Origin of the sequence: Halotia branconii CENA392, assembly GCF_029953635.1 — a bacterium.
In the GTDB taxonomy this organism is placed as follows: Bacteria; Cyanobacteriota; Cyanobacteriia; order Cyanobacteriales; family Nostocaceae; genus Halotia; species Halotia branconii.
Map to the genome: position 1 here is coordinate 6,249,528 of NZ_CP124543.1, position 20,217 is coordinate 6,269,744.

Sequence of the window (20,217 nt, forward strand, 5' to 3'; positions counted from 1 at the left end):
CCCCGTAATACCATTTCACGAAATTATTGATACAAATTACTTTTCTTACTCCCCCTGCCTTTGGTCACTGAGCGTCTTGTACTGAGTTTCGATTGCGCGGCAATCGAGTTTCGACTACGCTCAACTGCCGCGAAGTCGAGATTCAACTACCGCCGCAGGATTTTTGCGATTACGTCGCTATCGCTCGTAATGACGAAATTGCGTTAGTTTTGCGTAAGTCCTAAGTATGAAAAATTATGATATTTATTATGCCTTTTTTGTTCTAATAAAAACATATCGCCTGTGTTAAAAAGCAGATATTTTAATACTATTCCTGTAAAACTGTCTTTGATACAATTCGGGTTTTCTTCAAATCTGATTGTGAAAGTTGTTCTCCAGCTTGTAGGCGAGTGGCGGAAGATTGCAAAACTGTGGCTGCACCAGTATCTCCGATTTGTAAAGCAGTTTTAGCTGCTGTTTGCAGCATAGTAGCTGCACCAGTGCGATCGCCTTGTTGTAATTTCGCTTCCGCTAACTGAGTTTGGCGATACTTCGCTAATGCCAAAATGGATTGTTGTACTTGAGGATTCACAGCAGGTTGATATGCCTTGACCACATTTGCATATACAGGAATCATGGGGGAAACTAGACCCTGCTTATTCACTGCCGGATCATCGTAGCGGATTTGCAAATGTCCAATAACCTGTTGTCCTTCTGATAACTGTCCCAGATAAAGATTAGCTAAAACCACCCGTTCCACATCTTGCATCAAATCTCCCAAACGCACAATAAAACCGCCATGCGCTTCTTGTTGTACTGGTAACTCAATTGTGTCTGGGTAAACTTGAGCAATGGGTTTGAGTTCTGCTAGTCGAACATTTGGCACTAAAGACAACAGCAAGTAGGCATTAGTTAACCCTACTGATTGAATGCGCCTAAACAAACGGCTAAATTCATCTACTACTTGTTCAGGACGCTCAATATGAGCTAAAGTCCCACCACCAGCATCGGCAATTTTTTCTAAAAGATCCTGGTTCCACTCACTACCAAAACCAAGAGTATTAATAGTCAAATTGATTTTAGTTGCCTTGTGGGCAAGTTCCAGACAGCGCTTGTCGTCGTCTTTACCTAGTTCCCACTTCCAAATCCGTAAACTGCTTTCACCATGACCATCTGTAAGTAGGAATGCTTGGGAAACAGCGCCTTTTGTTCCCTTCATCAATTCTGTAATTCCAAGTTGCAAACCTTCAGCAATTACCGTACCACCACTAGCCTTGAGTTTCTTTTTAATTTGAGATTTGATGCTTTCAGGGTCGTTGATGATTTGGTTAGGGATAATGACTTGTGCAGCACCCGCAAAGGCGACAATACAGATGCGATCGCCTGGCTGCAATTTGTCCAATAATTGTTCTACTGCTTGGATTACAGTTGATAATGGTTGTCCATGCATGGAACCACTTTGATCGAGAATCAAGCATAAATTAAGTGGTACATGCTGTTCAAGTTCACCCGCAACTGCCGAAATTGTAATTGCCAATTGACGTTGATTACTCAATTGAGCCACATCAACATTAGGATCATTTAGTGTCGATAACAATTGAACTTTCATGAAGATGGGGTATCTTTCAACACGGTTTTTGAGACAATTCGGGTTTTTTTGCGATCGCTTTCGGATAAATCTTCACCAGATTGCAGTTGGGTAGCAGAAGTTTGTAACACTGTTGCCGCACCTATATCTCCCATTTGCAGAGCTGTTTTGGCGGCAGTTTGCAGCATTGTGGCAGCACCAGACCGATCTCCCTGTTGCAATTTTGTCTCCGCTAACTGAGTTTGTCGATATTTAGCTAATGCTAGAATTGACTGCTGCACCTGGGGATTGATGTCTGGCTGGTAATCCCTAACTACATTAGCGTACACGGGGATATTGGGCGTAAATAAACCATTTTGGTTTTGAGTAGGGTCATCGTAGCGGACTTGGACATTAGCGATCGCCTGTTTACCCGCTGGCAATTGTCCTAAATAAATATTAGCTAAAATCACCCGTTCTACATCTTTCATTAAATCTCCTAGGCGGACAGCAAAACGTCCATCAGCTTCTTGCTGCACTGGTACTTCAATTGTATCTGGGGCAACTTGAGCAATAGGTTTGAGTTCTGCTAACCGGATATTGGGCATCAAGGAGAACAGTAAATAAGCATTATTTAAACCTACCGTTTGCATTCGGTTAAACAAGCGACTAAATTCATCTACAGCTCGTTCTGGTTTTTGAATATAAGACAAAGTACCTAGACCAGCATCAGCTATTTGTTCTAAAATATCTTGATTCCAATTATCACCAAAACCTAAAGTATTCAAAGTCAAATTATAGCCAGCAGCCAACTCGGCAAACTTCAAACATCGATTGTTATCACCGTGTTCATTTTCCCCATCAGTTAACAAAAAGGCATGGGAAATTGTTTCTTTTTTGCCCTTGGCTAATTCCTCAATTCCCAAGCGTAAACCTTCATCGATCGCAGTTCCACCATCGGCAGATAAACGATTAATTTGCTTTTTGATTTTTTCTGGTTCTTCGATAATTTGATTAGGTATTAAGACTTTGGCTCTGTGATCGAAAACTACAATACTCAAGCGATCGCCTGGTCTAAGTCTATCAACTAATTGATTCGCCGCTTTTTTAACAGTTTCTAGCGGCCGTCCATTCATCGAGCCACTGTGGTCGAGAATTAAGCATAAATTCAGTGGTACATTTCGGTCAAGATTTTCCGCGATCGCCGAAACCGAAATCGCCAACTGACGCTGACTACTTGGTTGATGCGCGTCTAAATTACCATCATTTAAAACAGGTTGCAAGTTAACTTTCATAACCCAAACTTCCTAATTAAGATATACATAATTTGTAAATAACTTCAAACCGTAACATCAACGCTACGGAAAACCTCAACAATACAGAATCCATTAATATATTCAGAATATCTTAGGATTGGGGATTAACTTAAGATAGAGAATTGTAAGTTGGGTATTGCGATCGCCATACTCAAAAAGTAAAGGATATTGGTTTATCCTACGATACGTAGCCTTAATTCTTTAGTGCATTAGAGAGAAATCCGCACTTGAAGAGAGCTTGCATCACGCTAGGATGTATTACAGTTAACGGCATAGTTTCAGGCGATCAGTTGCTATGGACATTTCCCCTATCAAGGCTGTTCAAGCCCCTTATTACGGTGATAACTCTTACCGGACACCGCCGCCAGATTTGCCTTCCTTATTGTTAAAGGAAAGAATTGTCTATCTGGGAATGCCACTGGTGCCAGCTGTCACGGAATTGATCGTGGCCGAACTACTGTATTTGCAGTCCGACGACCCCGAAAAACCGATTAAAATTTACATCAACTCGACCGGCACTTCCGGTTACAGTGGCGATCCTATCGGCTTTGAAACCGAAGCTTTCGCCATATTCGACACCATCAAATACATCAAGCCTCCCATTCACACCATCTGTATTGGTTCAGCGATGGGTATGGCAGCGATGCTTCTTAGTGCTGGCACAAAAGGATGTCGCGCCAGTTTGCCTCACTCCAACATTATCCTGCATCAGCCCAAAAGTTACGCCCAAGGCCAAGCAACGGATATTCAAATTCGGGCTAAAGAAGTTTTGGTAAATAAAACCGCGATGGTTGATATCCTTCATCGCACCACCGGACAGCCTCCAGAAAAAATTACCAAAGACATGGATCGGCTGTTATATATGACACCCTACGAAGCGAAGGAATACGGTTTGATTGACCGAGTTTTTGAAAAAGAAGAACTCGCCAATCCACCCCTACCCGCTAGTGTCCTTTAATTTGTTCTTTGTTAGTTGTTAATTGTCAGTTATTTTTTACTATTCACTACTGACTAATGACCACTGACTATTAACTAATTGCTAATTATCAAACGGAGTAACGAAAATGCCTATAGGCGTTCCTAAAGTTCCTTACCGGATGCCCGGAGGGCAGTATACAGACTGGATTAGCATCTATGATCGCCTTTACCGAGAACGAATTATTTTCCTAGGTAAAGATATTGATGATGAGATTGCCAACCAAATTATTGCTGTAATGCTGTATCTGGATTCAGACGATCCAGGTAAGGATATTTACTTATATATCAATTCCCCCGGTGGTATGGTTACGTCTGGCTTGGCAATTTTTGACACCATGCAACACATCAAATCAGATGTGGTGACAATTTGCGTTGGTTTAGCCGCCTCAATGGGATCTTTCCTATTGACCGCTGGCACTAAAGGCAAACGTATGGCATTGCCTCACTCACGGATTATGATTCACCAGCCTTCTGGTGGTACGCGTGGGCAAGCTACTGATATCGAAATTGAAGCTAAAGAGATTCTGCGGATTCGTCACCAACTCAATGAGATTTATGCTCAAAATACTGGTCAAGCCATAGCCAAGATAGAAAAAGACATGGATCGTGACTTTTTCATGTCTGCTGCTGAAGCTAAGGAATACGGTTTAATTGACCGTGTAATTGAAGAACGTCCGTAGATTAGAGGAGCAGGGGAGACAAGGAGACAAGGAGACAAGGGAACAAGGGAACAGTTCTTTTCCCAATTCTCCAATTCTCCTTGTCCCCAATGCCCAATGCCCAATGCCCAATGCCCCATGCCCAATGCCCAATGCCCCTAAAAAAACTGCCAAATATGAACTATAAAATAGAAAATTAGTCTTTATAATAAAAACCTTAAGGCTGGAAGCGAATAGCCGAAAGCTGCATATTTTCAATCGCTATATAGATCAAAATGGATCTTGGAGATTGCTACCGTTTACTAGGTTTAAGGTCGGGAGCCTCTTTTGCCGACATCAAAACGTCTTATAGACGTTTAGCCCAGCAATATCATCCCGATATTAACCCAAATGACAAAAAAGCTAAAGATAAATTTATTGCCTTGACAGAGGCTTACAGACTGCTTTTAACTGTAGTACCTCCAGAGGAGACAGTCCCACAGCCACGTCAGCCATCCGCATCTGAGCGTGATATTCCCAAAGCAAAAGCCACCCACCGAGAAAAAGCACCAACAACCACGGTGACAACCGAAAAGCCGCCAACGCCAAAGCCCCCTAATTTGGTGGAAATAGAACAACGGCTGAAGTGGAAAACTTACGAGCAACTGCAACGGTTTTTGAAAGAAAGACGATTTCCCCAAGCGATCGCCCTCGCGGAAGCTTTAGCAGAACGCCTACCAGGGGATACAGAAGTACGTCAATGGCTGGCGGTTGCTTATCAAATTTGGGGACGAGCTTTAATTACCGAAAACCAATTACTTAAAGCCAGAATTTATCTCAAAAAGGCTTTGAAAACAGACCCTAGTAATAAGGCTCTGTGGCTTGAGGTGCAACGCGACTTTCAGCGCTTGGAGCAAATTTTTTAAGATTTTATGTAAATTCTGAATGATTAAGTGTTTTAGCGTAATTTGAGCCACCTCACCCTAATTACGTATTTTTTCTCTGTAAAATGTATTTTTTAATAGTTAGCCTGATAACAAAGCACTGATGCCAGACAAAGCTAAGTAATCAGGCAACTTCCTTATGTTTTATCGTCTCGCATTGACTTCTAGTTTGATGCTAGCAAGTGCGATCGCTCTAGATCAAGCTGCGCTAGCTCAAAGTGCAGACGTTCCTTTCAATGGAACTGTTCCTATTCAAACTACCTTTAGTAATTCTAGTGGCGGTACTGCACAATCGACAGGAATAGTAGGTGTTAATGGAAATGCCAATAGGTATGAATCAATAACTCCTGCAACAGTCAGTGTTCAATCCACTACGCCTGCCACTATTACTGTTTCACCACCCCGCCTTGTCTCTGGAGAAACTGAAGATCCATCTGGAACAAAGCACACAGCTTTTGTCAAGTTTGGTTCGACTAACTTTCGCAGTGATGTTGGCGGTGGAAGTGCGCCTTTACCTGCTGGTAATACGAACTTAGAGATAAGTATGTTAATAGAGCGACCACAAGCTTTTACACCAGGAACTTATATCTACGTTGTTACCTTAACCATTACACCATAACTCTGGTTTTTGTTTTGATTCGTTCAACCCTAATTTTTGGAAGAAGGATTTAAATATGATTCGTCGTTCATTATTAACCGCAGTTTTGGTTATTGTCGGTTCCGTTGTTCTTGCACCCAAAACAATGGCTCAAACCGTAGATGTTCCTTTCACTGGAAGTGTAAATGGTGCTTGCACCTTTGGACAAGTGACTCCTGGTAAGTTAGGACTCAATCAGCCTACTAGCCCCACTGCTCTAGCGGGAGGGTTTTCTGGAGGAGTATTTGGTCAAGTTAGTGTTAGCTGTAACCAACCTGCCAGAGTGAGTATATCTCAACCACAGCAAACTGGAGGCCCTGCATTTACGCCTATGTTCTCTGCTGGACACATAAACTCACCTGTTGGCAGCACAGATTCCAATAGCGGTTCTCCTTTACCATTACCTACTGGTGGCTCTGTACCTTTGAGTGTTGACATGATTGTAGACAAAGGCAGTCCGCTGGTTCCAGGAAACTACAGCTACATAACAACTTTGACTATCGTGCCATAAGGCAGCAATTCAAGTTACCTGGAAAATCAAACTTTAACAGTTTGTTTAGGACACTTGTCTATGAGGTTTTTCTTGTTGAGCAAAGTGTCCTGAACACAAAAATTAAATTTACTATCTTGGGCTAATAAATATGTTTGATGACAAATGGTTGTCAGTAGCTGCTTCTAGCATATTCTTATCCGCTTTGGTTCTGTTTCCCAGTACTGCTAAAGCACAAATGAGTGTTTCCCCAATGGTAATTGAAGCCAAAGCAGAGCGAGGACAAGCCCAAGGAATGATCACTATTTCAAATACTAGCAATGCTCCGTCTCGCGTTCGTGTTTACGCTGAACCTTTCACCTATAGCCGAGATACTGGGTTTAAAACCTTAGCTTCTAGCCCCAATGATTTGACTAAATATCTGCAATTTTCACCTCGTGAATTGACTATTAAGCCAGGAGAAAGCCGCCGGGTACGCATTATCAGTCGATTGGCTCCTAGTTTACCAGATGGAGAATATCGAGCAGTAGTTTTTAATGAAACTCTCACCGATGCTAAGGATAATGTTGGCAATAATGTTAGCTTAGTAGCACGAATTGGCGTGACTCTTTATGTTAGAAAAGGTAATCTTTCTCCTAATTTGGCAGTAAATGATGCTAACTTCAATTCACAACAAAAACAAATTCAACTTTTGATTCGTAATACTGGTAAAGCAACTGCCCGCCCCAGTGTTAATTGGACGCTACGCCGTGGAGATACTGTAATTAAAACTGGTCAAGCAGATGCTAGTGCTGTTATAGCAGAAAGCGATCGCTATTTTTTATTAAGCTACCCCCAACAAGATACAGCAGCGCTTTCTCCTGGTAGTTATCAATTAAGTGGTGAGTTAGTCTGGTCAGCAGATGATAATAAAAAGAAATTGCCATTTAATTTAAATGTTACTATCCCTTCTCAAACTGCTGCATCAGAAAAGAAATAAAGTGTAGTTTGGAATACATCACTAATCACGTTAATTTTGGACTCATAGCGGGAATTATACGTTTGTCAAGGCGTTGCAATCAACGCCTTTCTGTTTATGCGTAATTATACTGGTAAATTTGGAGTATTGTGCGACCTTGGTTATTATTCACCAACATTAGATATTTGCTAGCAGCGATCGCTATTATTTGCCAAATTATTGTCACCCCAGCTGCTGCAAATACTGCGGAAATTACTACCCCATTAACTGATGAGTCCAAAAGTTTTGGGGTGTTTCCTGTGGGCTTGAATGTAGGCAAACGCAACGTTAATCCTAGTATCTTAATACGTGGTCAAGAAAATGGTTCCCAAGCAATTAATTTTGCTAATTGGCTATTGCCTTATGATGCTGTAATTTCAGCTTTGAAATTGAATGTCACTACATTACCAGATGGACAATTAGAAGTGCGATCGCCTGGTATTGTCACTCGGATTAATCCTCAAAAACTTCGCACCGATTCAGAATTGGGACTAGTATTTTCTATTCAAGATTTACAAACTTTGTTTGGAGTAGCGGCGACATTTGATATTAACGAATACGCCATTGTTTTAGAAATTCCTTGGCTGAATCAATCCAGCGGGGAATTAACCCAAACAGAAACCGCTATTCAACTCCAAGGATTACCGCATATTGCACCTGCAAATTTTAATATAGCAACAATTGAACAAAAGGTGAATGCTAGCGGCACTGCAACTACGTCAGCGAGTTATCGAGGTGACGTAGTTGCTGTTGGTAGTGCTTTTGGCGGTTCATGGTTTATCCGTACCGATCAACCAAACTTACAAAATCAGCAAACTTGGAATATTGCCGAGGCGCAGTTTTTACGGCAAACTAATTTAGCTGATTATTTTATTGGTTCCCAGCCAACTTTTTGGCAAAATCAAGGAACCGGAGATTATTGGGGTTTTACCTATATTCAAAGACAGGGGTTTGTACCTCCTCAATTTTTTGGTGGTGGTTTTTCTGATCCTCGCCAACGCTTACAAGCCGCCGCAGTTGGCCGTACGATTTCTGGTAAAACTGAGCCAGGTACATTAGTACGCCTAGTACAAGGTTTAGGCGATCGCGTCATTGCGGAAATTTTAGTTGATTCTTCTGGCATTTACCGCTTTGAAAATATTAAGAGCGATAATCAATTTCTGGGTAATAATTATCGTGTCTTACTGTATCCCCAAGGGCGACTCACAGCCCAACCAGAAATTCGAGAGGCAACTTTTTCTATAGTACCAGGGCAATTGCCAGCAGGTGCTTCAGCATTAGTTGTTTCTGGTGGGTTGCGACGAGAATTTTCTGAAAATCCCAGTTTTTTAGGAAACTTTTCGGAATTTAGGGGTGGAATTGCTCAAAGGTGGGGTTTGTCAGAAAGCCTTACAGTAGGTTTAGGTGGAGTGTACGATGAATCTGCCAGAGCTTTAGCAGAGTTATTTTGGCGTTCTGGCGATTTGCCTTTACAGGTAGCAGTTTCAGCACTTACAGGTAACAAGTGGGATATAAATGCAGATATTCGTTATGATCCATTTCCTAACTTGAATGCTGTATTTACCAGCGATCGCTTTTCTAGTCGATTTAATTTAGATTGGCGAGTTTCTTCTAATTTCAGTTTATTCACTAATACCAGCACACGAGATGCTACATTTGGCGGAGTACAAATTAATTTTAGTGGCAAAGATGCCTTTACTTTTGCCCGTGTCAGCTTAGATACTGAAAATCGCTGGCGGTGGAATTTACTGCAACGTCTAGGCAAATTAGAACTGACGCAGCGGGGAAACGAAATTGGTACTTTGTCAGAACTCATCTACAAATTATCTGCAAATAGCTGGGTAGATTCCGGTAACTCATTGCTGTTAAGTTACGAAACACTGAATCAAAATCGCGCTGATAACTTACTTGTCTTGGGTTGGCGTTATCGTTCTCCCCAAAGAGTAATTGATGGTAATTATCTTTGGGAATTTCAGCTTGGTTATGGCATTGGTTCTCAGGCTACAGGACTAATTGCTACATTATCAACAACGGTTTTACCCGGTTTACAGTTGCGAGGACGTTATCAGGGTGTGTCAGTCAATTCCGATCAAGCAACTTTTAGTGTAGATTTAGTTTCTAGCCTTGGTTTACAAAAAGGTTTTACCCCAGGCGATCGCCGTTCCCAATACTTCCGCACTCAAGGCGGTTTATTAATTCAACCATTTTTTGACCGCAATAATAACGGTAAGCGCGATCAGGGCGAAGAATTTTATACCAAAAATCCCGAATCACTATTGGTAATTAACAATCGCTCAATTAAATCTTTTCAACCAGATATTAGAAGCGATCGCATTTTAGTGCGTATGCCTACTGGAATTTATCGCCTAGAACTCGATCCAGCAGGTTTTCCCCCCGACTGGCAAGCTACGGTTGATGCTTTGGCAGTTGATGTGGTTGCTGGCAGTTATACTCCTGTAATGGTATCGCTGATTCGCTCTTACACGCGATTAGGAGTGATAACGGATGCTCAAGGTAATGTAGTTGCAGGCGCACGAGTAGAAGCCATACAACCAAATCAGCTAAATCGGCGATTTTCTGTCACCAACGGTGCAGGAGTATATTATTTAGAAGGTTTACAAAAAGGTCAATACATCTTGCAAATTAATGGCAAATCAGCTGGTAGTTTGCAATTAGAAGAGTCTTCAGAACCATTTCAAGAATTGAATCTGCAACAGCCATCTAGTTAGGCCAACTCTTCACCATGCCCTTTGATGTATAATAATTTTCAGAAATTATACCAATTCTTTACTTCTTAGAATTACAAATTACGAATTACGAATTTGCTATTACCAAAGCATATTATATGTCTAAGTCTGCGATCACAGTTACTGTCAAATTGTTTGCTGCTTATCAAGAAGCTTATGGAGTTTCGGAACTAGCGCTAGAATTTCCTGATGATACACCAGTTAGAGCAGTGTGCGATCGCCTCATCGCTGAACACCCAGAACTTACCCAATGGCGTGACATTACCCGCTTTGGCATCAACTTGACATTTGTAGAACCAGATACCCTACTGCAAGAAGGCGACGAAGTAGTATTAATTCCCCCAGTTAGTGGTGGGTAAAGTCTCAAAAAAGTTACCTAATTTTAGGCTTTTCATCTTAGTGTCTTTGTGTCTTAGTGGTTAAAAATTGACTATTTAACCACCAAAAAACCAAAAATAAATATTTTATTTCACCTTAGCTCTAAAGCGAACAAAACCATAAGAATTAGTAGGTGTACCAGATCCAGTTGCTTTTGGTAGATTAGGCAAATCTGGACTCCGCGTAATATTGACTACCACAGCCCCATTGATATTAGTTCCACAGTACGACGGTGTAGCGGAATCGTTGGCAGGATAAAAACGTCCACGATCTGCATCTGCTACATTGCTGAAGTAAACCGTAGGCGTGCTAGCACCAACAGCCAGAGCAATACCTTGATTTGCTCCTGGTAAACCACCATCATTGGAAGTCATACCATTAAAAGCAGTAGGAGTAAAACTAGTACTTACAGGAACTAAATCACAAAATCTTACATTAGTTGCATTACCTAAACCATTAGAAAGAAAATAGATAGTGTATTCCAATTCATCTCCTGGTTTAACAGTGCCAGCATTAATTAATCCTTGTAAATAACCACTAGGCCATTTAGGATCGTTATCATCAGTATCTCGTGGTGTAGCTACGTAGTTAGTAGCATTAGTAGGAACATCGCTACGACCATCAACAATATCAGTTAAATCTTGGTTATTGATGCGGGTAATACGTTTAACTAACACTAAGGTTGGTTGAGTAACAGCAGCACCGTTATTATTTTCGCCCACACTAGTCACACGACTGCCTATAGTATCTGTGTTTCTAGTTGGTAAATAGTTTGTACATCTAGTAGCGGCATTACTACTAGTTGTTGCTTCCCAACAAGCACTAGCATTAGTGTCTTGCCCATTTGGAGTCAAGCTGATAGATTGGCCTGTATTAGCCCCAGCCAAAGAAGATTGATAGGTATTATCCCAAAGATTTAAAACACTTGAGGGAGGCGTATTAACCTCATTGCCTGTGCCATAGGCGATATAGTCAATAATCTGATCTTGATTATCGTATAACCAAACATCATCACCAGAGTTATTGAGTTTGGGAGTTTGTCCTAACCAATATTGCAAAGTGGCTTTTGTGGCTTGATGATTGACATTGTTATCTCCAATCCAAATCACAGCATATTGCCCTGGCTGTAAAGTTGCACCATTAGGAAATATATGAGTCAATCCGTTAGTGCCATCATTGTCACTAGCAGTTAAATGTCCATCTGCCAATTTAAAACCACTTAAATCTACAGCAGACGTAGAAGCATTATATAGTTCAATAAATTCATCGTTAGTGTTAGTACTAGTTCCTGTTTCTTTGTACAACACTTCGTTAATAATAATTTTACCAGAGTTAGCTGAAACTCTATCAATAATATTCAATGGAGTTGGTTGAGTTACACCAGGATAATAAGTCCACAAATCCAGTCCTTTGGTATCTCCAAATGAACCGGTGGAATCGCATAATTTATTAGCATTACCATTGTTACCAGATTGACCAAATTTCCGGTCATTACTTGCGGTGTCAAAGCCATTAATTGGGTCACTGAAGGCTGGGCTTGGTGGACCTTTACCACAAAGTACTTGACCCAACGTACCAACTTGAGTACCACCGATGGTTTTATAACCACGGTCGTCATAAAATCCTCTTGTATTGCCTATAGGATTAATAGCATTCAGCATTGTAATGGTAGGACCACCGGTAAAATTATTTTCCGCATCCAATAAAGGAAAGTGATATTCACCTCCAAAAGTTCTAATACTGACTTTATAATTACTGCCAACCGGGAAAAAATTCCCACTGTTATCTTTACCATCCCAACTAACTGATTGCTGTCCCGTTACAGTCATCCCCCCTCGTAAAAGGCGGTTTTGTGAGTTGCTGGGATCAAAATTACTACCGTCTCGACTGATAATGAGTTCGTAAGTACCTGTAACGTTGCTACTAAAGCTGAAAGTACCACCTGTACCAAAAGAACTATTGTTTCCCGTAACTGTGCCGTTGAATTGCAAATTTTTGACTTCGGGAATAATTGGATTAAGAGGAATGCCTATTCCCTCTAAAGTGCCATCTGATTTATATCGATCAATGTATGGAATTACGTTAGAGTCGATGGGGTTGAAAAAGGTAGCATATTGGGGACGAGCCAAGCTAACATTACCTAGAGGATTTGCAACCTGACCATCCGCCCCTAATATGTCGTGGTAAAGAGGCGTTTTTCCATCACTGTCAAAAAAGCCTACCTGATTACCATAGACAACAAATCCATTGGGATCTGTGCCTCTAAGTTCTACTTTGTATCGGAAGCCATCTGTCGTTATAGGATAAATTGGGAAGTTGAGATTTCGACCATTACTGCCAGTGTAGAGGGCAAGATAGTAGCTAAATAACCGTCCCTCTTTGTCAGTTGTGGAAGTTTGGTCGCTGCTGCGTACCGTTACATCCCAAGCTGCAACACTAGTTCCTTGTTGAGTACCAAAATTGCTGCTACTACTCAAATTAATTTCACCAGTCGGAGCGACATTATTTGCGGCGTTACCCCCATCAGGTCCGTAGAAAACGATGTCATAAACTCCAGGGGATGGAGCTTGATAGTAACAGGGAATATAGCCGTTGGGATTACCTGTGCCAGAAATCGCGCGGGGGCCATTTAATTCCTGTTGGCGAGTTGAGATAACACCCCGCCCAGGTTGAGAGGAACATTGAAAATCTGGTGTCGTGGGAATCGTTTCGCTGCCAATGCTGCCACTGACACGATTAGGGTTGTAAACCCTGATATTACCGCTACCTACCCCAACTGCACTGGAACCCAAAAGAATATACTCTCCTTGGTTGGCATAGACTTTTAGTAAAGTTCGTCGCAGCACCAAGCCGCCATAAGTATCAGTACGCCACTCTAGGTTAGCTCTGCTACTTCCGGCAGGGGCGGTACTGGGATACAGAGTGCGACTACCTTCAGCTTGAGCAGTATGTGTCCAGGAACTCAGGACGCACAGTGATAAAGCAAGGCTACCTAATAATTTTCTATAGCGGTTGAAGGGGTTTTTATGGGCCGCTAAAAGACCTTTTAACAGTAGACTCATTTATGCTTGACTAGCTCCTGATATTATTTGGATAACAGCGATCGCATTGTTTCTTCCATTTTTTAACTTGCCCAAAGCAACGTATTTACAATCAGCATTTACTTTGAAATTTAATTTATTAGTAAAATTACATAAAAAATTTCGTATAAATAAATTCATATCTTTAGCTTGCCTACCTCCTTTACTTGATTGACTGCTGGTTGTGATTGAGATTCCTGTTGCTGGCGTGGTACAGGCTTCTGCTGTCCAAAACCTTCAAATAACTCATTGAGTTTGAGAGTGATACCCAAGTAAGGACCGCCTGCGGAACGCGTACCCGAAAAATCTCGGTCATCGACTTGACCAAACACATAGCCAGCAGCAAGACGCAGATTAGGACTCAAATAGTAACCCGTCTCTACAACAAAGCCTGTCTCAGTGTAGTTAGATTGACCAATCCAACGAGCTTCACCCACCAAATCCATACTGTATCCGAGGCGGTAAGTAGCCCGAATTTGCGCTAGATTAACCGTGCTAGTACCAGCTAAATCACTAGCTATATAAGAAGTGCTGTTACGCAGGGCATACTTACCGTAAAATTCCCATTGCCAGTTAGGAGCATAAATAGTTTCCAAAGCGAAGGTATGATCCTCAGAACCCGTACCACTACCTAAAAAAATAGTGTCAGGAATCAACGCCGGATTTTTGCGATATTCATAACGCAACAAAGCATTAAATTTATCGTTTTTGGGGTCGCGGTAGGCTAAACCTAGCTTGAGGTTAGCGGTATCCCCCAATCCAGTCAGCTTTTGATTGGAAGACCCAGCTTGTTGATAACGCACTAAAGCCGTTAAAGCTGGAGAAATCTTACCCGTAGCGGCTGCTGAGATTACAGTGTTAGAACCACCAGAAGAAGTACGATATTCATAACGAGCGCTGGCTTGAAACTGAGGATTATCACTATATTCCAACCCGACACTATAGCTATCTCCACCGTTAAACCCAATAGAAGAGGCGCTCTGACCAAAAGCAAAGGGTTGGGCGTATTGTTGACCTGTTGCAGTGCGTCCGAAGAAGTTACCAAATACATGTTCGTAAGCGAGATTTAGCCGTAAACCAGGAGCAATAGACCAACGGTTATTTAGACCAATTGCGCCTTGTGTAGTAACTTCGTTAGCACCACCCAAAATTGAATAACGACCAGTCAAGGTCGTATCTGAGCCAAGTTTGTGTTCGCCGTTGACACTTAAACTAGTGATGGAATTACCCGAAAATTGACCACTGGTGTAGAACTGTTGAGCAAGACTGATATTGACACCAGGCATTGCTGCCCAATTTAAACCCAAGATGGTACGGTCTGGGTAAACAGTATCTTGATCAGAAGATAAAGTCAGTTCATTTTGCGCTTGGAAAGTCAGATTTTTAGCGATAGGAACTGAAAAACGCGATCGCAATTGATCAGAATTACTGCTCAATGCACTGTTGGGGATACGATCTTCTCGATTGCGGTGAATCCAATCCACATCAAAAATAGCTTTACCCAAGCGTTGTTGAATACCGGCAGAAATTGTCGTCAGAGAATTATTAACTTTACTACCGGGAATCGCTTCTAAACGTGGTGAAAAGAGTTCTTCAAAGGTATCTAGAGGTTGGGGTGCAATCCCAAAATTATCTTCGTGGTCATACTGCACCCTAGCGTTAGTACTTGAGGTTAATTTGGCTGTCAGCTGCGCTCCATAACGAGTTTGACCGGGTACAAAGCTAATGGTGGCATTATTAGCAAAGCCTGTATCGGCATAGCGATAATAGGCACGACCTTGAATTGCATTGGTAACTTTTCCCTCTGCTTCCAAACGATAAGCTTCACCACGTACCCGTCCCATCAGGTCAGAGTCATTAGTGGAATGAGCATATTCTGCCGTTAATTTGCCCTGAGAACCCAGAGAAATCATGGTATCTGCGCCGTAGAGTTCAAAGCCACGCACACCTTGATTTTCTTTAACGTAGGTTGCACCCAACCAACTTTCATTGTTCAGATTACGAGAAAGGTTATATTGCAAACGACCAGCATAGATATTGCTATCAGAGTCTTGACTGTCGTATTGATAGCTAACAACAAGCCGCCGTACCAATACTTGACCAGTTGCATCAATATCGGTACGAAGGATAGGTTCACGGAATAATAGAGTACCGCGATCGTAATCAATTTCGTAGTCAGAACCTCGATTGAGCTGTTCGCGTTGCAATACAGTACCAGGGCGATTCAGTTCTTCTAATTCAATAAAGACATTTTCACTACCTGGAACAAGAATCCGACGAGAAAGAAAGTAATAGCCACTAGTACCATCGGGAGCAATAGTATCTCGTTGAAATCCTTCTAGATGGTTGCCATAAAAGCCTGTAATCTGAAAGTTTCCTAAATTATAGTTAGCTTTAAAGCCGTGGAGTTGGCGAGTAATGCTAGTAAATTGCTGCGATGAACGAGCAAACTCTTCGGTGTTGTAATCACCCCACATTGCATAATCGGGAGTAGTTCCAGGAATACCAGTCGAACGCTCAAACCGGAGATATACGCTATCAATTGAAGGTGTGGTTACATCAACCTGAGAGCTATCACCGTAAACAGGATAATTTTGTTCACTAAATTGATAGCTTCTAAATAAGCGATTATTACAATCGCAATCTTCGTTAAGGCTGCGAGAACTGTTATATGCCCCTGTAAACAACCACTCGCCGATCGCACCAGTGGCAAAGACGGCTGAATTAAAATCTAATTGGGTGCTGGTGTCTTTGTCAGGACGCAGAAAATCACGAAAACTACCGTAATAATTTGTACCTCTAGCCCCCAAACGGACATCTACAACCCCAGTCACCAAACTAGGACGTAGGGCGGTTTCAAATTGCAGTTGAGTAAAGGCTTCTAAGTCATTAGTTGTTGCCCGAATTGTTACAGTTTCGGCCTCAAGATGCGATCGCAAATTCGCTGTAAATTGCCCTGCTTTCGCCTCCACCTGAAATCCCGGTTGGTCAGGCTTGAAGTCTGCCCCTATAAACTTCCCAGCCGTGGCTGTCAAAGTCACAACTGCATCCCGATTGGAGCGATTACCACTTGCATCAATCAGTTGACCTTTGATGGTAGCTATAGAACGTCCATCAGCAGGAATACGAGACTCAACTGTAGCTAATTTGAGTTGTTGTGGCGCTCCTCGTACTACTACCTGCACTGTTGTAGGCGGTTCTGCACTTGCTACAATTTGTGCGGAAATGGTGTTTGCTCCTTCTTGTAAAGAGACACCATACCATGTCTGCGTTATCAAGTTGGTAGTAGCATCAGTTTCCGTTCGTCCCACCAAAGCAGGATCTACTAAAGTACCATTTACTCGCAATTCCACCTGACTATCAGCAGGAAATTGTAACATCACTGTAGTAGCTGGAATATCTACTACAGTGTTAGCCATTGGTGTGAGGATTTTAACTGCTGTTGAAACAGAGGAAGTAGAGGGAATTGTTTCTTTGTCTTCGGCTATTTGTGCTATTTTGCGTAAGCCTCTGGGTAATGGAGTAGAAGTTGTTGGTTGAAATGGTTGGATTTCTATTGATGAAGCTGGAGAAAAAAGAGCAGGTTGTATGTTATTTTTCTTTTCCTCTAGCTTCGCTACTTTACGTAAGCCTTTAAGTAATTGAATAGAATTTTCTGATTGAAATGGTTGTATTTTTGTTTTAGTTAACTCAATATCTGAAGTTGAAGTATCAGCCAGATCAATAGATATTGAAGAAGTTGCAGGAGATTGAATATGCGGAAATTGCTGCTGAGAATTTTCTAGAAGATCGGGAGAATTTGAATCTATGCTATTTTCAGCAAGTTTATTCTCCTGTTCTTGAGCTTCGATGGTTGTGTTTGCTGGCAAAGATAAATTAGCAGCTAGAGATTCATTATTGGGTTCCGCCTTGACTGTTGCAGGATACAAAACAAGGCTGAGAGCTACTATCGGCATCGCCCCCATCAATTTCAGATTCAAGGTATTTGCATGGTGCAGTCTAGGGTTCATTTGCCTTGCTCCTGGAAGGTGGGGGTAACTGCAAAGTTCATGCGTACCAATCCGCCAGGCTCTAAACGCACCAAGCGAGATTGGCTATTGCGTTCACGGAATTTGTGGTTGGGAGCGAGAGTATAACCAGGAACACTGCTGAGATCTAAAACACCTGTATGGTTTCCCGGTAAGGCATTGGCTAAGGAGAACAAACCATTAGGATCTGTGGTGATGCGGTTGCCGTCTTCGGTGTAAATCACTGCATTGGGAATCCCAGGCTCACCAGATTGCTGTTCACCGTCAAAGTTTTTATCAACAAACACACGACCAATAATCGTGCCGCAATCAGAAACAATTCCTGGTCGAATTTTTAATTGGTGAGTTGCAGGGCCGTCCTTGATACTAAAACCGTTGTCAACTCGTAAGGCATTAGCGATCGCACTATTGCGGCCAGTACCACGCAAAGCATCGGCTGTAAGTTGAGCAGCGTAGGCAATATTTAGAACTTTCTCTGTTGGGATGGTAATATCTGTGCGGAATGTCACAGTAGACCCATTGCGTTCTGAGATGATGGCGACTGGCTGACCATCTAATTCTCCCCGTACAGTTTTAGATGAAAAGTTAAATCCTAAAGGGAGGTTATCGGTAATTACTACATTATTCAAACCAATATCAGCGAGATTTTTTATTGACAAGCGGTAGATCACCGTATCTCCAGGTTCCGCAGCCGCGCGATCGCCTGTTTTAATAATCTGCAACTGATTCGCTTGACACATATTTGTGGTGAATTGAAACGCTAATAATTGCAGCCCCACAACTTCGGCATTAGGAACTAAAACAATTGAGCTTTCTACCCTGGTCTGACCTGTAAGATTAATCGGCTGACCATCTAAAGAAGTAGCTACATACCTGACAATATCGTTACCTTGTGTGCCAGTGCTATCAAGAATTTGAATTTTGATACGTCGTTGTTTATAAATAGAATTTGACGGAGGATTGACTACAAAAATATAAGTTTTACCTGGATTAGTTTGACCATTATTTCGATCAAGTAAAAAATTGTAAGCACCAGCAGGATTATTTGTCAGGAAGTAAGGATTACTATTTTCAATATTTGGCGTTTTACCACCAGGAATCTTATTATTAGGAATATCAGGTAATTCTGTGCGCGTCAGGGAAACTAATTGTCCTAATTCTGTTTTTGTGGTATCACCTGGATTAGGTTCATAAAGACTGACTGAAAAACCTGTATAGTTAGGTAAAACTATCCCAGCACAACCTAATATTTGTCCTAATGGATCAATTAATATATTTGTATTCAGATCAACCTGAGCAGAAATTCCTAGATATTTATATGTAGTAGCCGGATCTGTATATGTATAACTAGCTTGGTTAATTATGTTTCGAGTTTCAAATTCTTGTGCTTTTGCTGGTGTATTTATGTGTAATAAACTTCCGATAAAAATAGTAATTATCAACCAAATACGATAGCTATTATTAAAAATAATTTGCTGTTTTTTTTGAGGATGTAACACTTAATTAATCTCCTCTAATACCAATTCTATATAAATTTGTACTTATTCTTCCTTGGCTTCTTCTCTAACGAGACGCTGCGCGATAGCGGTTCGTAATTAAAAAATTTAGTGCATCTTCATAAGGAATTGATATAAGATGCCTTATTGATTAATAACGACATTTTTGGGTATAAATACATAAATTTAAATTGCCTTATTCTCCCTTTCCAAATAAAAAAGGGAGTTGGGAATTAAGCTGATAAACATCAGCGCACCTGAGTTTGATAAGTCGCTTTGACTGTAGTCTTAGCTGCAACAGTTGGAACTAGCAAGCGAATGTGGGTGTAAGCACTTGCTGGCGCTGGTTTAGTTTCCACCTTGCCGTTAGGAAGAGTAACTTTAATGGTGGGATTCTCTACAAAGCTGCGTCCACCATCAATGCTATAAGTCACTTTTGCATTATTGGTGACATTAGCAGACCTCAGTACGTATACCATACCTTTAGGAATGGGTTGATTAAGAGTTAAATTTTTAATCAGGCGATCGCTTTTATTTTCGCCACTGAGGGTATAACGCAATACATCTCCAGGTTGGACTACAGCTTGACCTTTTAAAGGTTGCCATTTTTTGCTTTGTTTACCCTGCTGATCTTTCATTACCACTTGCTTTTCAGCATCTAGATGTAATTGTATTTGCCCTTGAGTTTTAACATTTTGAGCAACAGCACTTCCTGGTTGCCATACAATTGGTATTCCGGGGATTTGACTAACAAATGGTACTATAGTAACGAGAGCAAAAGCTCCTAAACTTGCAATGAAAATACCCTTCATAAATTAATAACCTCAAACAACTTGCAAAATGTTGATTGCTGATTTATAGTTCCCTATTTTTGCTAGAGAATGTCGTATTAGTCTGTCAAGATTAACTTCATAAATTTGTAGTTATAAAACGCCAACCACA

14 protein-coding genes are annotated in these 20,217 nt (G+C 41.4%); 8 read left to right on the forward strand and 6 right to left on the reverse strand.

The genetic code is table 11. From position 1 onward, the window contains the following. Positions 1 to 307: 307 nt before the first annotated feature. Positions 308 to 1,588 carry a vWA domain-containing protein gene (locus tag QI031_RS27355; protein WP_281482715.1) on the reverse strand — a complete coding sequence of 427 codons (1,281 nt, stop codon included), beginning with the start codon at positions 1,586 to 1,588 and terminating at the stop codon, positions 308 to 310. Then, positions 1,585 to 2,841, reverse strand: coding sequence for a vWA domain-containing protein (locus QI031_RS27360; protein ID WP_281482716.1), 1,257 nt, complete (start codon positions 2,839 to 2,841; stop codon positions 1,585 to 1,587). The genes QI031_RS27355 and QI031_RS27360 overlap by 4 nt, the downstream gene beginning before the upstream one ends. A 316-nt stretch (positions 2,842 to 3,157) precedes the next feature. On the opposite strand from QI031_RS27360, the gene QI031_RS27365 reads away from it, so the two are divergent. The 8 genes from QI031_RS27365 to QI031_RS27400 all read left to right on the forward strand — a co-directional run bounded on the left by QI031_RS27365 (position 3,158) and on the right by QI031_RS27400 (position 10,652). Then, positions 3,158 to 3,820: an ATP-dependent Clp protease proteolytic subunit gene (locus QI031_RS27365; protein WP_281482717.1), complete on the forward strand. Its 663-nt coding sequence runs from the start codon at positions 3,158 to 3,160 to the stop codon at positions 3,818 to 3,820. A 106-nt stretch (positions 3,821 to 3,926) separates the two neighbouring features. Beyond that, positions 3,927 to 4,520, forward strand: coding sequence for an ATP-dependent Clp protease proteolytic subunit (locus QI031_RS27370; protein WP_214441916.1), 594 nt, complete (start codon positions 3,927 to 3,929; stop codon positions 4,518 to 4,520). A gap of 254 nt (positions 4,521 to 4,774) precedes the next feature. Then, on the forward strand, positions 4,775 to 5,404 hold the full coding sequence (locus tag QI031_RS27375) for a J domain-containing protein (protein WP_281482718.1): 630 nt from the start codon (positions 4,775 to 4,777) through the stop codon (positions 5,402 to 5,404). A 157-nt stretch (positions 5,405 to 5,561) separates the two neighbouring features. Continuing rightward, a complete protein-coding gene (locus QI031_RS27380; protein WP_281482719.1) occupies positions 5,562 to 6,041 on the forward strand; it encodes a hypothetical protein in 480 nt (159 codons plus the stop codon). Between the two features lie 55 nt (positions 6,042 to 6,096). After that, a complete protein-coding gene (locus tag QI031_RS27385; RefSeq protein ID WP_281482720.1) occupies positions 6,097 to 6,570 on the forward strand; it encodes a hypothetical protein in 474 nt (157 codons plus the stop codon). A 130-nt stretch (positions 6,571 to 6,700) separates the two neighbouring features. Beyond that, positions 6,701 to 7,528, forward strand: coding sequence for a fimbrial biogenesis chaperone (locus tag QI031_RS27390; protein ID WP_281482721.1), 828 nt, complete (start codon positions 6,701 to 6,703; stop codon positions 7,526 to 7,528). 128 nt (positions 7,529 to 7,656) lie between these two features. Next, positions 7,657 to 10,275 (forward strand): carboxypeptidase-like regulatory domain-containing protein, encoded by a 2,619-nt coding sequence (locus QI031_RS27395; protein ID WP_425525992.1) that lies wholly within the window; start codon positions 7,657 to 7,659, stop codon positions 10,273 to 10,275. Between the two features lie 116 nt (positions 10,276 to 10,391). Beyond that, positions 10,392 to 10,652 (forward strand): MoaD/ThiS family protein, encoded by a 261-nt coding sequence (locus tag QI031_RS27400; RefSeq protein WP_281482722.1) that lies wholly within the window; start codon positions 10,392 to 10,394, stop codon positions 10,650 to 10,652. A 105-nt stretch (positions 10,653 to 10,757) separates the two neighbouring features. On the opposite strand, the gene QI031_RS27405 is transcribed toward QI031_RS27400, so the two are convergent. From QI031_RS27405 to QI031_RS27420, 4 genes are all read right to left on the reverse strand, one after another. Continuing rightward, positions 10,758 to 13,733: a lamin tail domain-containing protein gene (locus tag QI031_RS27405; RefSeq protein ID WP_281482723.1), complete on the reverse strand. Its 2,976-nt coding sequence runs from the start codon at positions 13,731 to 13,733 to the stop codon at positions 10,758 to 10,760. A gap of 155 nt (positions 13,734 to 13,888) precedes the next feature. Continuing rightward, complete coding sequence (locus QI031_RS27410) at positions 13,889 to 17,761, reverse strand: TonB-dependent receptor (protein WP_281482724.1); 3,873 nt, start codon at positions 17,759 to 17,761, stop codon at positions 13,889 to 13,891. Beyond that, positions 17,758 to 19,278 (reverse strand): DUF11 domain-containing protein, encoded by a 1,521-nt coding sequence (locus QI031_RS27415; RefSeq protein WP_425525993.1) that lies wholly within the window; start codon positions 19,276 to 19,278, stop codon positions 17,758 to 17,760. Before QI031_RS27415 ends, QI031_RS27410 begins: the two co-directional genes overlap by 4 nt. A gap of 245 nt (positions 19,279 to 19,523) precedes the next feature. Beyond that, positions 19,524 to 20,087, reverse strand: a complete 564-nt coding sequence (locus QI031_RS27420; protein ID WP_281482725.1) for a hypothetical protein — start codon at positions 20,085 to 20,087, stop codon at positions 19,524 to 19,526. Between the last annotated feature and the right edge of the window lie 130 nt (positions 20,088 to 20,217).